This window comes from Lactococcus sp. S64, from assembly GCF_016516525.1.
In the GTDB taxonomy this organism is placed as follows: Bacteria; Bacillota; Bacilli; order Lactobacillales; family Streptococcaceae; genus Lactococcus; species Lactococcus lactis.
This window is the reverse complement of record NZ_JACVUQ010000013.1, coordinates 1-16327: the sequence shown is the minus strand read 5'-3', so window position 1 is coordinate 16327 and position 16327 is coordinate 1. Positions and strand designations below refer to the sequence as shown.

The window sequence follows — 16327 nt, the reverse complement described above, 5'->3', positions numbered from 1 at the left end:
AATAAATAAGAGAGGCTCATCATTAATTGAAGAAGGAATTGAAATTTCCGTATTTAAAATAACCTGCGATGCATCATAAAGCACTTCTTTCAAGTTGCTATTGGTATCCCAAATTTTTACTCCTTCTTTAGAATGAAAGTCTGAAAAAGATTCATTTGAAAAATGTTGCCATTCTCCAATCGTTTTAAGTACACGTGCATCAGGATTTTGAATATAAATTTCTAAAATTTCATCAATAGGTCGATGCTGATGGAATTGATTGAAGTGTAAAAAGGTAAATTTTTCTTCATTTGATAGATGAGGGAAGTGATTTAGAAAGTTGCTAATTTGTTGATTGACATCTCTTAAGAATGATGTTACAACAAGTTCAGGAAAAGATTATAATAAAACTGTGGCTCAACAAGAAGAAGCTAGGCGAAAAGCAGAGAACAGCAAGCAAAAGAAGAACGGATTCAAGATTTTCAAGATATGTCTTCTGGAGGGGCTGCTTATTTCGGAAATTAAATTGGAGAAAATTTGAATGCTAACAGATAGACAGAATAAATTTTTAACTCGAATGATAGAATTAAATAAAGAAAATTCGAGTGCAACTTACAAAGAAAGAGTATATTTAAAGCGGAGTATTGAAGCAATTCAATTTGATACCAAATTCCAAGATGGTATCAACGCTTTAAATTTGTCTCTGAAAGGTTTAACTGAACGGGATAAAGAATTATCGCCAGATGTTCTTAAACTAAATAAAGATTTGATTGAGGTGTACGGAGAACCTGGTTATAAAGTAGCTTCGCATGTCAATAAGGATAATGGTATGTATCATAATTTTGGACCTTGGTAAAAAAGATAAAATAAAAAGCCTAAAAGGCTTTTTTTCTAAACGCTCGAAGAGCGTTATTAATTGCTGTTTGATAAGTTAATTAGTTTTTTCTTTTAGAATATAATGCCCAGAACAATTAATTACAAATTTTATAAGAGTAGTTAATAATAATTTGTAAATAGGTCGCTATTGATAGGGAGGGAGTTGAGCTTATGAAAATTAAGTTTAAAAATTGGGGTAAATTTCAAAAAAATAAAAATCGCAGAGTATATCTTAGTAAGAAAATACATTTGCTTACTAAGATATACGGTATCAAAACGAGCATGATTAAAAAGTAGATAAACCGACTAAAGCTGAACAGTTGTGAGCTCTTTTTTTGCATGTTATAATTAAAGGAGAAAGAATGGCTCACAACTTAGGGTTTTTAATAGAGGCCAAAATATGAAAATTGGGTATGGACGTGTTAGTACTTTTGAACAGAAATTAGAGTCTCAAATTGAAGTTCTGAAAGAAGCAGGAGCAGAAGAAGTTTTCCAAGAAAAGTTACGGGAACTACAGTTGAATGCCCACAATTTAATTTAGTACTCAAAAAGTTAGAAATGGGGATACTTTAATTGTGACAAAGTTAGATCGATTAGACAGAAACACTAGAGAAGTTTTAGAAATTGTTCAATCGTTATTTAATAGAGAAATTAATGTTCATATATTAAATATTGGACTTATCGATAATACACCGAATGGTCAACTTATTTTTAACATCTTCAGTGCTTTTGCGCAGTTTGAAAGAGATCTTATTGTAACCAGGACTCAGGAAGGAATAAACTTTGCTAAGATTCACGATCCAAATTTTAAGGAAGGCTGTCCACAAAATTTACTGAGGAACAGATTCAATTTGCTTATGAACTAAAAAGCAAGGAATGACCTACAAGATGATCGAGCGGAAAACTAGGATAAGTATTGCAACCCAGAAAAGAAGGTTTATGAAGTTATTGATATCAAAAGTTAAGAAGTATTTACAAAAAATAGTGAAGTGTTATAACAATGGTAACGAATATTTGTGGAAGTGGTTTCTCACAAATTAGAAAGAGTCACGGGGAGCTGTGGCTCTTTTTGGTTCTGTTGCGAAGTTTCCCATAAATCCTATTTTATTGTAAAATGGAGAAAAAATGTTAGTTATTCTTGGTAGATGAACCATTTGAGAGGCAAACAATTCCAAAAAGATGTGATTATTGTGGTTATATGCTACTATCTTTGTTACAATTTGAACTATCGTGAAGTCCAAGAACTGCTTTATGACCGTGGAGTCAATGTTGCCATACTACGATTTATCGATGGGTTCAAGAATACAGTAAAGTTCTCTATCATCTCTGAAAAAAAAAATAGACAGTCCTTCTATTCGTTAAAAATGGATGAAACTTATATTAAAATCAAAGGTCATTGGCATTATATTTATCGTGCAATTGATGCGGGCGGACTTACTCTAGATATATGGGTTACGAAAGACACGAGATGCACAAGCAGTTTTGTCAACCTAGAGTTATCGTAACAGATAAGGCACCGTCTATTGGTTCTGCATTTAGAAAGTTACAGAGAAACGGTTTATACATTAAAACAGAGCATCAAACCGTTAAAGACCTTAACAATCTAATAGAATAAGATCATAGACGTATTAAACGACGTAATAAATTTTATCGAAATTTACGTACTGCCTCAACCACGATTAAGGGTATGGAAACCATTAGAGGAATATACAAAAAGAACCGAAGAAATGTAACGCTCTTCGGCTTTTTCAATCTGTTTTTTTCTTCAAATGGTTTTCAAAATATACCCAAATTTATTCACTAACTCCGTTGACTACTTTCATTTAAATTTAGATATAAAATCTTATCATATAATTAAACGTATTATTGAGCTTAATCTTTCAACCTAATTTAATGAGTGAAGATTTTTTTTGTTGATGATACCACCTATTACTTTCATAAAACCAAATAATAAAAAGTAATAACTAATTAAATTTGGTACATTAATAACAGATGTTACACTTGCTATAATCAAAAGCATTCCAAGTAATACGCCTATTAAATCTACAATCATTAATACTATGTAATACATAGTATTAATACTTTTGGCTAAATCTAACATGAAAAGGGATATTATTGCATCACTTACAAACCAAAAACCAAATAGAATGGCTAGTGAAGCTGTAGATAGAGTAATGTTAGTTACTAAAATAGTTCCTATTAGAATATCCACAATACCTAATACAACTGCTGATAATTGTTTATGGTGTGTACGTTTTGAAATTTTATCTTTATTCATAATTTCAAAGAAACCTTTAGCCAAGGAAAATAGTCCCATCAATTGAACTGATTCAGTAATATTTTCATAGGTAAATTTTATAGCTAAAATAGCCATGAAAATATATATAATCCCAGTTAATATTTGAAGAAATCGGTATGATTTAACAAATTTTTTTAGTTCATTCATTTTTTCCCATCTTCCCATTTTCTTTTTTTGACTAATTGATCTTTATTTTTTTGAATTTGAGTATTCAAATCTTCTTTTGTTGTTGTTTCTAAAGCTAAAAGTTTTTGATTGTCATTTAGTGCAGAAACATCTTCTCTGAAATTTTTTTGTAAAGATTTCATCGAATATCCCAGTAATAAAGTAAAAAGTATTGCTAGACCAAAGAGGATACTGTAACTTTGAATCACTAATGTATGGCTTATCCCACTAGAAATGGCATTTCTAAACGCATAAAGGGAGTAGCTCATAGGTAAATATGGGTGAATTATTTGATAAAACTGACCTTGTACTTGAATTGGAAATGTACCCCCAGACCCGCCTAATTGGAGTACTAGTAGAATCATTGCTGCAAAGCGTCCAGGGTTGTCAAATGTCATAGCTAAAAACATTACAATCGCCATATAACACCACGCACTTACTAGTGCAGTAAAGTAGAATAGTCCTAAGTTATAAATTGGTAGTCCAATCAAAATCATAATTGTTGCTTGAATCAGTGCCATTAAGGTAGATACCCCAAATCCAATCGATATTTTACTCAGCCACCAAGATGTGCTAGACTGTCCTTCAAAAGCTACTTTGCGAATTGGATAAATAAAATTAAATAACATACATCCAACAAATAGTGCCAAAGACATAATATATGGTGCTAAAGCTTCACCATAATTTTTCACTTTACTATATTGATTATTTTTTAAACCTGTAGGATCGATAAAATGATTGATTTGCTTATTTGTAATTTTAATTGCTTTGGATTGATCAGCACCAGATTCTAAACCACTAGCTAATTCCTTTGCTCCAGATTGAAGTTTGGCTATTCCAGACATTAATTCTGGAGAATTTTGATCTAATTCGTTTAACCCAGATTGTAGTTGGAGGGATCCATTATCTAATTGTGTAACACCATTACTTAATGTTGGAATGTTGTTCTTCAAGGCGTCTAATCCATTCGTCAACTGGGTACTACCCACTGCTAATTGGTTCATGCCGTTTAAACCTTTTGGCAGGTCAATAGCAATCTTGCTAAGTAACCCACTTAATTGATTTAGCTGAGTGACTATTTCTTGAGCGCTCTCAGAAACTGGAACTTTTCCTGTTGCATCTTGGATTTGTCGGATTCCAGATTCTGTCTGACTAATTGCTTGTGACATTACTTGTGTGTTTAGAGACATGGCTTGTGTAATTTGACTGATCTCATTAGCTCCCTCTGATAAAGCTAGTGATACCTTTGATAGTTCGGTTAAATTGTTCTGAATATCTGCTACCTTACTATCTAAATTGTTTTGAACATTAGTCAAATTAGAGTCTACTATCTGCACTAATTCAGCAATCAAAGAGGATTGTGATGCCTCAGATAATTCTTGATTTCCTTTAATCAGTTCTTCAATTTTTTGGTTAATTGATTGATTAGCAGTAGAAACATCAGTTGATAGAGTATTTAACTTATTAGAAATCTCTTTACTCTGTGATTCGACTCCAGAAGCGTCTACGGATATTTTTTGCAACTCCGCTGCATTTGTAATTAATTCTTGTAATTGTTGCTTAGCTTTGCTTACTTGTTCAAATAGATTTTTTTGTGTTTCAGGATTCAATGTATCTTCAAAGTTCTGCAAAGCAATTGCGAGTTCGCCCGCACCATTAGATAGCTTATTTAAGCCACTATCTACTTGAGTAAGGTTATTTTGTAATGGTGATAGAGATTGATCAAGACTTGTTAAATTAGAACTTAATATACTAGATCCATCATCTAACTGATTTACACCGCTAGCTAATGGACCTACTCCTTGCTGCAATTGATTCAAGCCAGTAACTAGTTGTTCACTGCCTAAAGTAGCTTGTGCTACTCCACTGGTATATTGCCCTAGTCCAGATGCAAGCTGATTAGAACCAGATGCTAATTGAGATGAACCCGATGCGGCTTCTCCTAGTGCCCCTAGCATTTGTTGTCCCGCTTGTTCAAGAGCTTTGGTATATGACTTTACCACTTGATCACGTACCTGGGTTTCAAGTTCAGTAGCTGCGACTTCAGAAATTTCTCCGGCTATATAATTGAAGGAATCATTTGTCGTATATGTAATCTCCATTTTTTTAGGGTCATTTTTAATAATGCTTGCTGCTGAGCTTGAAAAGTTTTGGGGAATCGTAACAATTGAATAATACTTCATATTTTTCAATCCATTTTCTGCTTCCTTTTCGCTCAAAAATTTCCATTTAATATCATGATTAGTTTTTAAGTTTTCTACTACCTGATCTCCAACATTTAAATTTTGTCCCATCAGTGTTACAGGTTTATCTTCATTGACAATAGCAACAGGCAAGTTTTTCGCGTTTCCAAAGGGATCCCATAGAGATTTATCGAAAACAGAAGCATAAATAATTGGTATAAAGGAAATTGCAATTACAGAAACCAATAATATTTTATTTTTAAATAAATTTTTCCACTCTTTTTTGATCGTATTCATAAATTATAACTGCTCCTCTTTTGTAATTTTTTTTGATTAGTAATTGAATAAAAATAATAAAAAACAAACGGAAATGATAGAGTAATTATCACGCAAGCTGAAAGAAGAACTAGATATATTACACCATTCTGTTTAGGTATAGACGAAGGAATTATAAATGCTGTGGATACTGCAGCTATAGATAGTAATAAACCAACTAACGAAACAGCTAATTTAACTCCTTTACCACCTGGTATTTCAAAATCTCTTTTTAAGTCTTTATGTTTTAGTAAAACAACTAAGTAAGATATAAAGATCAAAATATATGCACTTAAATAAATCAAGACTGTTAATGAAATAGCCGTTTGGAAAGCAATATTACCTCCAGCTCCTCTCGAACCAAACGTCAATAATGCTGCCCAAAATGTTACCACAATTGCTTGTACTAATAGTATTTTAACTGGAACTTGATTTCTATTTTTAATAGCAAGGCTTTCCGGAAGTAATCCTTTAGTTGCTGCAAACTGCAAACCTTCAGTTGGACTAACAATCCATGAACTTACTTGTGCTATAATACCAAAAGAAATAAGTAAACCCATTAATTTTACAGGCCACGAAATATTATTTGGCGAAACCAGTTCTGTAATAGCATCCATAACACCTTGGTTTGATGAAATATTTCCACTCAACACCATTGAAACAATAGTCCCACCTATAGTACTCATTAAAATACCAACTAAAACTAAAATAAATAATAGTTTAGGATAATTTTTTTGAGGATTTTCAAGTTTTGAAAAATATGTAGCAGAAGCTTCAACACCCATATAAGCTAAAACAAAAGATGTAAGGGAAGAAGCATCATGTAATTTAGGTACAAATGAAGATTGAGTGAAAGAAGTTGATATTTGACTTCCTGATAAGAAATAGTTGATTGCAAGAATTAACATAATGAAAACAGGTAAAACGATACCTATAGAAAATCCATATTTAGCTAATTTTGATGTTGATTCTGTACCTTTTAATTGCAAAAGAGTTAGAATCCAAAAAATACTCACTACAGAAATAAATTTGAAAATAGGATCATTATTAAGTTCTGGTATTTCCAATATATAAGATATTGTACCAATAATAAAATAGATCATTGTAACAAATCCAACAGTTATTTGGAACCATTGAAAAAATATTGCTGCAAAACCATACTTTTCTCCTAGTGATTTACCAACCCAACTATATATTCCTCCTTCTTGATATTCTTCCAGAGTTGCTAGTTCCGCAGAACATAGGGCTACTGGTAAAAACCAGCCCACCCCGCATAGCAACAAAAAAAATATGAGAGATTTTCCAGACATAGCAAATGTTGGATATTCGTAAACTGTAATAAATAACGATGCTGTCATAGAAAAGAAAGCAAATTTGCTCATTTTTGTTTTTGATATTTTTTTCACACAGGTTCTCCATAATTATTTTTTAAGTTTTATAATACATGTCTATCTTGTATATAGCCACATACCATCAAATCTTTTTTATTATAACTTTTTTTTTTTGTTAGATAAATTCATAATTTGTCTTTTTGTGCGACAACTTTCGCTAAGATTGAATGGAGTTATACTATAAAACAGGCACAAAATAGTCTGTATCACGATTTAAAGTAAACATTATAAATAAGCTTAAGGTAACTGATTTTAGGAATTTTTTCTGATGCAAAAGAACTAAACTTAACGGATATGGTCCTGAATTTAAACTACAAGTTGCATATGGACTACCCAGAGAAGTTTTGGTTATTGATAATTAACTAACAAAGTATGGCATAAATCCTCTTTGTTATTGTTTTGATTTATATAGTAAAAATTTTAAAACTGATATGTTTTCACTTATTCAAAATATTTTTGAATAAGTGAGAAAGAAGAGGCTTACAGTACAATAAAACTAAGTGCATTCCTTGACTCGCTCTCAATACCAAAAAGTGTATTAACGTTATATACAAATTCTAAATTTGAAATTTTCTTTTTGAAAGAAATAAAAAAGCAAGGGATAATGCCCGTGCTTTTAACTTTAACGTCATGATATCAAAGGAAAAGGTTGTCATGAACGTGCGTTATATTTATTCTATTATAGGCCATATCTTTCAGAATTATTCCTTACATTTGTGAAGATTGTTTCTGAAATAGTCAATTTCTCACTCAGTCTGCTTAGCTGATGTTCAATTTTATTTTTTTTTGACTCTAAATAAAATCTCTTCAGTCATTTAATCTTGCCTTTATGTTTGGAAATAACCATAAGAGTTATTCCAAGTATGATGAGGAGACCAGAAATTGCTCTAATAATTGATAATCCTTCATTATTTCCAGTTTGTGGAAGTGTGTTATTACTTTCGGAGTTATAATCGGGTGTGTGCTTGTTTACCGTACTACTTTTAATAACATCTAAACAATTATCCGTTTTAAGGCTATGAGTTTCATTATTTTTCGTGTAAATATAAGTTATCGATTGAGCTTTATCGATGAGTATACCAGAAGCATTTCCTCGAACTTCCTTGAAAGTATAACCGTCAATGTCTTTTTGTTCCGTGCTATATCTATCACCAATATTACCAGATTTCACTACATTACCAGAAATCTTATTACCTTCTGTATCAACGTACTTCGCTGTCACATCCGCTGCTTTTACTGGATTCTTCGTATACAAATATGTGATATCGGCAGTATCATCTGATAAAGTTCCTGAAACAGGGGCAGAACCTACTGCTAATCCTGAGTAAGTATAACCACTTATAGATTTCTCTGTAGAAGTATAACTTTCATCTACAGAATCTGAACCATTAGTATCTTTCCCAGTAATTTTTTCTTCCAAAGCTAGCACAGTACCATTAGAATTAGACCCATCCTTAGTTTCCTCATAATGTGCAGTAATTTGAGGTATACCATAAATTTGAGCTTTCATTGGCGTGTTACTACTCAAGTCAGATCCAGCTGTTTTTCCTTTCGCATATGAATAACTTTGAATCTTTGCTGTGTCTCCAATTTTTGTATTCTCAATTTTCATCACTTGAACAGGTAAGTATCCAGATATAACTGTTTGTGATTCCAACTTATCTGCTTTTATAGCAACAGAACGGATGGTTGACCAATCTGTAATTTGATCCTCATCTAACCAATCACTTGTCGATAAATCAACCGGAGTATCTGAACTATCACTTGGAAGCGAATAACTCTTTGTCGAATAGACGACTTGTGCACCAGTTCCTGAAAGACTTGTAACAGGACCAGTTAATTCCATCGTAAATAAGTCATCATATTCAGTACTAGGAAGTACAGCAATAGTTTGAGCACTTGTATATTCATTTCTTGAACCATTAGTTACCGAAAGCATTACTTTCCCAGAATTGTTGTCATCAGTATTTTCTGATTTCAAGCCTCTATCAAATCCTGCCATACCAGTTGCTTCTGTGTAATAAGTAGAATCTCCTGTTTTACTACCTGCAAGTCCAACAGTGTTACTAATTGATGAGGGTGCGGTTATGGTCCATTTCATTCCTTTTGAACCTTCATAAACTTTTCCACCATAAACCGGGTGAAGATCATCTTTGTTATTATCTGTTAATTGTGTAATCCATTGGTTTGTAGTTCCTGTCGCTGGAGCAGCAACATCACTTACTTTCCATGGGAGTGCTTCTGGATAAAAGAATGCTGCTGCTGGATTTGTATCTGCAGGAATTGTTACGGTATATTTAGAGAAATCAAGCTTTGTTAAATGTTCGCCTGTTACTGTATCTAGCCCTAAGTCTGTTATAACTGGATAATATTTGGTTCCTTTATAAGTCCACCCCCATTGGTTAATCTTACTTTGATCCAAATCAATTAGACCTTGCTCAACACTGCTAACAATAATTGTTGGAAGCCTTACATCAGCTGTAGATCCTGTTGTCGCACTACCTGGTATTATAATTTTCCCATCTGGATTACTATCCATTGTAGTTTCTTTATTAAGTAGCGTCCACTTAGCCCCCGTGGTAAAAGTTTGACCTTGCGTATACGTACCAGATATATTGTAATCCAAAGTGTTTTTTATACTGAATTGTGAGGACGAACTTACACTGCTCTCAAAGAATTTTAAATGGCCCGTAACGGACATATTTTTATCTGTCGTCACACTGTGTACATCTAATGTTATAGGAACTTGCTCTCCATTATTATATGTACCATCTTCAATAACAGCATTAAGAAGCCTTACTTCAATATTATTACCAGCTAATATATTGGCTTGACCTGCAATGCTAACAATATGTGCCCCCCCATTTAATGCTGTAGTTATTGTTGCATCATTAGAAGATATTGTAGATACATTGTAACTTGAACCATTGTCCAAGACAATTGTAAAAGGACCTATTTTATTCAAATTACCCGATGTTGTTACGGAACCGTTGGGAGCAGTCGCAATAGATATATCTGTTAAATTACCACACCATTTTTGAGGCAAAGTAAATTTATAATCTTTTAGTATATTCGTTTGATTGACTGTATCATCAAGAAAATTAACTGATAAGTTTGGAGTAGCAAGAGAATTATTTATGCTCGTATCTGACGTCTTTCCTGTAACAAAACCTTTTACTCCTGTATTATTACTAATTGTTTTAGAATAAAAGCCTTCATGCTCAGGGCCAATTGAAGCTTTATCATAACCTTCTAAAACACCTCCAAACATGGGAGTCATAGTACCTGGATTTGCTGCTCCGATAGTAATATCAGCCAAACTTCCAGTTAATACAGGAATATTTCCAATAGTTCCGTCATAGTATTGAGGTGTTAGGGTTAAATCAGGAGTAAAATGATATGTTCCTGAAGTAGTTCCAATTGCAAAATATCCATATAAATACATGTATGCTTCATTATAAGATGTTTGATCAACTCCGTATCCCCCACCAACAACATTAGATACAATGATATCTGAACCTGCACCACCTGGTTGTGAAAGACCTGCTGGAATTGCTGGGATAGCAGTGCCGTCACTTGGAACATTTTCATTTGTATCTTGATAATTTGCTAGACTTCCACCAACCAATACAAAACCTGACGGAACATGTATAACACCTGACATTTTAGTATGGTTGGCTTGGGTAATTCCTGCACTTGCGGCAGTAAAATCAGGATCCGTTTTTACTCCCAGTACAAAATTATAAACGGAGCTCCCATCAGCTGTATATATATTATTAGACACAGCTGTATTATGTGTTCTAACGGTAGCGGTACTTGTTATGGGGTTCGTAACCACAATAGAACCAGTAACAGTTGTTGCTCCACCTTCAATTGTAATAGGTAGTGTTGTATCTCCAGGAGCAAACTGATTGTTGTCCCCTTGATCAGGTAGGAAATAGGAAACACTAAAAGATTGTACTCCTGATGTTGAGAATGTATAAGTGAGTTCAGTAGCTCCATTTACAATAATTTTATTAACACTTGTATCACTTGGTATGTCATAAGTTTGAACAGATATACCTTTGGGAATGTTAATCTTAATTGTATCTCCGCTAGAAACTGTAGCCGAAACAGAAAATTGTTTAACATTAGCCCCGCTATCTGGCCACCCTAAACCGCCAGGAGTTAAAGTATATTTTACTGTATTATCTGGACTTTCAGTACTAATATCCATATCCAAAGTTAATCCAGATAGTTTTGTTGCAGCTGGTGCTTGAATACTATCTATAACTTTAAAAGATTGATCACTAGGGAAAGTCTGATCTGTAGTGTTTTTGCTTTTACTTAAACTATCTTGTAAATTACCATTCTCTACTGCCTTACTTTTTTCTCCACTTATTGGGCTTTCTTGAGAATTTGTAAAGGATGAACTAATTACGTCAGCATCGCCAATCAAATTGGATGGACCAAACATAATTATAAAAATTAAAAAGACTGTGGCTAGTGTTTTTTTCATATCATTTATACTCCCTTAGATCAAAAGTTATATTTTTGTGAAAGCGTTATTCGGTTAAGACATCATATTGTATATTTATAAATCAAAAAAATAATATAATATTAATTAAGCAATTAAACATCTCCAATATTTCAGAGCTAGTACCAATTTAAGTTTTGACTCAGTAATAAAAAAACTACCTACAAGCCTTAAGACATACAGATAGTTTTTGGTATAAATTTATGCACGAATTCCAAAAACTTATGACAGTATTATCATTTAACTATTTATGGATACAGATGGTGCTTCGCATTCGAGAACTAAAATCGAAAAAGTTTTTATTTTCTAAATTTCCAAGTAAAGAATTGAATAAGTTTAAAGACTCCTAGGACGAGGAGAGTAGCTCCTAATAAAATCCAGAGCGTAACAGCTCCCCAGAAAGGTGTAAATAGTAACATCATACCGGCGATCAAGCTAATTAACCCTGAAATGATTAACCATCCTTTGGAATTGGAAGATGAAACCATAGCAAATGAAAGAAACGCTTCATAAATCCAAGTCATTCCGACAAGAATGCCGACAACAATAAATATTACAGCAGTTGTTGTGGAAATATTAATCAAAGAAAAGAGCCCCGCAATAATGTAAAGCAATCCTAAGATTATATGTCCAAACTTCTCCCAGCCACTCCAAGATGGTAAAGTAATAAATAAGGTAAAATAGATAATCCCAATTAAGACAAAGGAAATACCTACTAAAATCGTTCCGAATTGTGCGGTTAATCCCGGGAAAAATAGAACGAGCAGCCCTAATACTGATGATATTATTCCACTAAGGCCAACAGAATTTCTCAATTTTTTTGAAATCATATAACATCTCCTAAATTAATATAGTAACATTATAACATTATAACATTTTATTTTAAATTTATGGTAAAATAAAAATATAAAAACAAAAAAAGAAACTATAAAGAAAATAATGTAACTTATATTATACATAAGATCAATTAAGAAAAAATGTTTAATATTAGTAGTGAAGGCGTTATTAATTAATCGTAAAAAAAAGCTTGAACGTTTTTAAAATGAAATGATTCGTTTATTCAGGGCAAAGGAATTTTATATGCCTTTGTTCAATACTAGAAAGAAAACTTGGACTGAAAGGGGGTGATATTTCAAGCTAAAAGGCAAGGAGCTCAGCATACTATTTCTACTGAGTTTGGACTTAGCAATCAGGGTTATGGTCAAGTTTGTGTGATAATATTGGCTAACCTTTTCTAGTTCTACTAGACCATATAAAACCTTAACCTCACCTTTATGTGCGCCATCTACTACAAATTTTGGCCCACCATCAAAAGACTTTTCATAAGTTGAAATCGGGTTAATATGCCTTTATTTAATAGTTACCAGATACAGGTAGTGAGTTAAATAGAAAGACAATAATAGGTTTAGGTTTGCTAATACTAAGTGGAGTTTCGTATATTTCAAAACATAATGAATTACTATCTAATAGATAAAGGAGAAAAAATGTGTACATCTTTAACTTATAATTCGCAAGACGGAGGACATTTTTTAGCAAGAACCATGGATTTTGCTATAAATTTTGAAGCCAGTCCTATTTTTATACCTCGCCATTATCATTTTGATTTAGAGTTTGATAAAAATGGGTATGAAACAAAGTATAGTTTTATTGGTGCCTCACGATTCGTGGAAAATTATATATTTTCAGACGGATTTAATGAGCAAGGATTTAGCATTGCAGTTCTGTACTTTAATCCAAAAGCAAAGTATGCAGAAACTACTGAAGAATCGAAAATAAATTTTGAAGCAAGTGAACTTGTAGCTTGGGCTCTAGGTAATGCTTGTTCTGTAGATGATTTTGCAAAAAAAATACCATCTATGAACGTAGTTAACTCAAAAAATAAATTTTTAAAAATTAACGTACCACTCCATTGGATTATTTCTGATAAGACAGGCAAAACTGCGGTACTTGAAATTACTTCTACAGGATATCATTTATATGATAATGAAGTAGGTGTCATGACTAACTCACCTGATTTTAATTGGCACTTGGATAACCTTGCCCATTATAATCACCTACAGCCCACAGAGTCGAAAGCAAAAACTTATGGAAAATATGTATCTAAACTTGATGGACCAGGATTTGGTATGGTCGGGCTCCCAGGTGACTTTACTTCTGCTTCTCGTTTTATTCGGACAACTTTTATAAAAAGTTATATGGAACCAGCAGTAAATATAACTGACGGCATTAGAAATATTAGTTATATCTTAAATTCTGTCAATATTCCTAAAGGAATAAAAATAAACTCTGATGGACTTTCTGATTATACGCAGTATACTGCTATTATGGATTTAACAAATAATAAGTATTACTTTAAAACTTATGATAGTTTATCTTTTAAAGAATTTACATTATCTAAAGAACTTCTAGAACAAGCAGAAGTCTATCAATTTTAATTATTTTAAATGATTGACTTTATCTTTATTCATTAAGCTGGCTATGAGTTTTAAAAAGCTAAAGTTTATTAATTGTAGAAAATATGTACCATTCAAGAAACATCAAAGTCTTTACATAGTCCGGATAGAGTTTTCCATGTTTTTTCGACCTTGACAAGAGATTGTTTATACCTAACTTTTCATAGTATAGATAAAGTTAGGTGATTATAAAATTTTAGAGTCATGCAGAAAAGTGGATAAAAAAATATAGGAAAAGTGGGTCTTAATCATCATTCTAGTTGTTAAATCCATGCAAAAAACCACTTCGGGATAAAGAAGGGTTTTTTTATTTCAACATTATTAAACATCCAAAGGTAAGAATTTGATTCATTTTATTCTTCAGGATAGTTGTTAGAAGTCTTTAAAGGGGAAGGCATCATAAATATAAGAATTAAAAGCTTACTATACTATTGTTTTTATGATAAAGTTTAATAAAAGAAGTAAAAAAATTATCAAATAAACGGATTTTATATTAAAATAAACTTGATTAAATTAAGTGTTGTAACTTTTAGAAGAGGAAATTATAATGAAAACAAACTATTTCAAAGCATTATTTAGTAAAGAAACGGTTCAACAACTTTATATCTTAGAACTCCTCTATGAGCATGAAGAGGGGATGACAGCTGAAGACTTTAAAAAACATTTAAGTCTAGAACGAAGAAATTTATATAAAATAATTGATAATATTAAAGAGACTTCTGACCGGGAAGAAAACTCTGGGAAAATACTTTTTTTGAAAGGTTTATATTATTTTATAGGGGATAAGATTATGTATTTCAGACTACGAAGTAGACTAATGGAAGAAGAACCTATGCTTATTCTTGCCAATTTATTTCTTACCAAAAACGAAATTTCTCTATCCTATTTTTGCAAAAGTGTTTATATCAGTGAGAGTACATTTAAAAGATATTTACAAAGGACGAATCGATTAGTCCATACTTTTGGGATTCGAATTCGTATAATAAAAAGCAATATAGTATTGTTTGGTAAAGAAACTGTTATTCGATACTGTTTATCAAGTTTTCTTTGGCGAGTATATAATGGAGTATATTGGCCATTTAGCAGCCTTGAGAAAGAAAAGGTCTATAATACTGCTAGTATGATACTTTACTCTGAAAAGGGGATTGCTTACGGAAAACAACAACAAACCGCTTATGCTTTAGCTGTACATATTATAAGAGCTACAGCCAAGCACAAAGTATCGGAGAAAGAACTCCCTGACTATTATGAAGAACTTATTGATGCAAACTCTTATTTTGCAGAATTTTCTAATATGATTGAAACTGATTATCAGCTAGAGAAAATAGAAGTAAAGTATATGTTTTTAAGATTATATACTATTGCGGAAACATATAATTATTTTGACGCAGCTGAAAAAACAATGGATGTATTAGAAAAGCATGCGAAAGAAAGCTATAAAAGTGTTAAGGATTTTCTATATTTCGTAAAGCAAAAACATCCAGAATTCCACATATCTAAAATAAAATACCGTTCTTTTTTAAATATGATATTAGCGGGACGGATATTTGTAGATATTTTCGGAGATGCATATTTTAACTCTGCAAATGTTACACCATACTATTATGCAGAAAGAGATTATCCTCATTTATTACCAACAATTCAAAAAATAGTTCAAAAAAGTAATTCTACACATACTCTAGCTACTATAAAAGCGTTAACCTTGAGATATGGACAAGCTTATACTATGGAATTTTCCCCTTTAGATTTTGAACCTCAGATATTGATTTTGTTAGATACTGCTACCCCAATGTATATCGACGAAATGGTACGAGAGCGTGTTTATGATGTATTACATACACGGTTTAATTTTTCGTGGACCGATTATAATAGTGCCCGTCCAGATTTACTTATTGCATCGGGCAAGGTTGGAGAAAAATATTCTGATGTACCTACAGTCTATATTAATATCGAGGTTATAAGAAAAGATGAAAATGCATTGATTGAAGCATGTGAAAAAATAGTGTTCCAAAAAAATGCTTATTAAAATTATATGATTATCACAATAAAAACGATTGCCAATAGTAATCGTTTTTTCTTTTAAATATTGAGGAGTAGCCTAATATTTAAAAGCTAAACAGGCCGTAAAGTCCATTAAGATAGGAATTTAA

The 16327-nt window shown here is 32.1% G+C and carries 8 protein-coding genes and 2 pseudogenes; 5 read left to right on the top strand and 5 right to left on the bottom strand.

Annotated features, from left to right (window positions below):
* Positions 1–520 precede the first annotated feature (520 nt).
* The 3 genes and pseudogenes from IAE51_RS11010 (at position 521) to IAE51_RS11000 (ending at position 2659) form a co-directional block, all read left to right on the top strand.
* Positions 521–835 (top strand): hypothetical protein, encoded by a 315-nt coding sequence (locus IAE51_RS11010; protein WP_200095452.1) that lies wholly within the window; start codon positions 521–523, stop codon positions 833–835.
* 420 nt (positions 836–1255) lie between these two features.
* Positions 1256–1896: pseudogene (locus IAE51_RS11005) on the top strand (recombinase family protein).
* A gap of 104 nt (positions 1897–2000) precedes the next feature.
* Positions 2001–2659: pseudogene (locus tag IAE51_RS11000) on the top strand (IS6 family transposase).
* A gap of 81 nt (positions 2660–2740) precedes the next feature.
* Here IAE51_RS11000 and IAE51_RS10995 read toward each other — a convergent pair.
* The 5 genes from IAE51_RS10995 to IAE51_RS10975 all read right to left on the bottom strand — a co-directional run bounded on the left by IAE51_RS10995 (position 2741) and on the right by IAE51_RS10975 (position 12554).
* Positions 2741–3301 carry a DUF308 domain-containing protein gene (locus tag IAE51_RS10995; RefSeq protein ID WP_200095450.1) on the bottom strand — a complete coding sequence of 187 codons (561 nt, stop codon included), beginning with the start codon at positions 3299–3301 and terminating at the stop codon, positions 2741–2743.
* On the bottom strand, positions 3298–5799 hold the full coding sequence (locus tag IAE51_RS10990) for a YhgE/Pip domain-containing protein (RefSeq protein ID WP_200095448.1): 2502 nt from the start codon (positions 5797–5799) through the stop codon (positions 3298–3300). The genes IAE51_RS10995 and IAE51_RS10990 overlap by 4 nt, the downstream gene beginning before the upstream one ends.
* Positions 5796–7223, bottom strand: a complete 1428-nt coding sequence (locus IAE51_RS10985; protein WP_370524378.1) for an amino acid permease — start codon at positions 7221–7223, stop codon at positions 5796–5798. The genes IAE51_RS10990 and IAE51_RS10985 overlap by 4 nt, the downstream gene beginning before the upstream one ends.
* Before the next feature lie 796 nt (positions 7224–8019).
* The gene (locus IAE51_RS10980) at positions 8020–11706 is read right to left on the bottom strand and encodes a MucBP domain-containing protein (RefSeq protein WP_200095446.1); all 3687 of its coding nucleotides are present in this window, start codon (positions 11704–11706) and stop codon (positions 8020–8022) included.
* Between the two features lie 317 nt (positions 11707–12023).
* A complete protein-coding gene (locus tag IAE51_RS10975) occupies positions 12024–12554 on the bottom strand; it encodes an HdeD family acid-resistance protein (RefSeq protein WP_200095444.1) in 531 nt (176 codons plus the stop codon).
* Positions 12555–13208: 654 nt separating this feature from the next.
* Here IAE51_RS10975 and IAE51_RS10970 point away from each other — a divergent pair.
* Positions 13209–14159: a choloylglycine hydrolase family protein gene (locus IAE51_RS10970; RefSeq protein WP_200095442.1), complete on the top strand. Its 951-nt coding sequence runs from the start codon at positions 13209–13211 to the stop codon at positions 14157–14159.
* Positions 14160–14724: 565 nt separating this feature from the next.
* A complete protein-coding gene (locus IAE51_RS10965) occupies positions 14725–16203 on the top strand; it encodes a helix-turn-helix domain-containing protein (RefSeq protein WP_200095440.1) in 1479 nt (492 codons plus the stop codon).
* Positions 16204–16327 lie beyond the last annotated feature (124 nt).

Coding starts and splice junctions, on each gene's coding strand:
- IAE51_RS11010 (WP_200095452.1), top strand. CDS start 521: ATGCTAACAGATAGACAGAATAAATTTTTAACTCGAATGATAGAATTA.
- IAE51_RS10995 (WP_200095450.1), bottom strand. CDS start 3,301: ATGAATGAACTAAAAAAATTTGTTAAATCATACCGATTTCTTCAAATA.
- IAE51_RS10990 (WP_200095448.1), bottom strand. CDS start 5,799: ATGAATACGATCAAAAAAGAGTGGAAAAATTTATTTAAAAATAAAATA.
- IAE51_RS10980 (WP_200095446.1), bottom strand. CDS start 11,706: ATGAAAAAAACACTAGCCACAGTCTTTTTAATTTTTATAATTATGTTT.
- IAE51_RS10975 (WP_200095444.1), bottom strand. CDS start 12,554: ATGATTTCAAAAAAATTGAGAAATTCTGTTGGCCTTAGTGGAATAATA.
- IAE51_RS10970 (WP_200095442.1), top strand. CDS start 13,209: ATGTGTACATCTTTAACTTATAATTCGCAAGACGGAGGACATTTTTTA.
- IAE51_RS10965 (WP_200095440.1), top strand. CDS start 14,725: ATGAAAACAAACTATTTCAAAGCATTATTTAGTAAAGAAACGGTTCAA.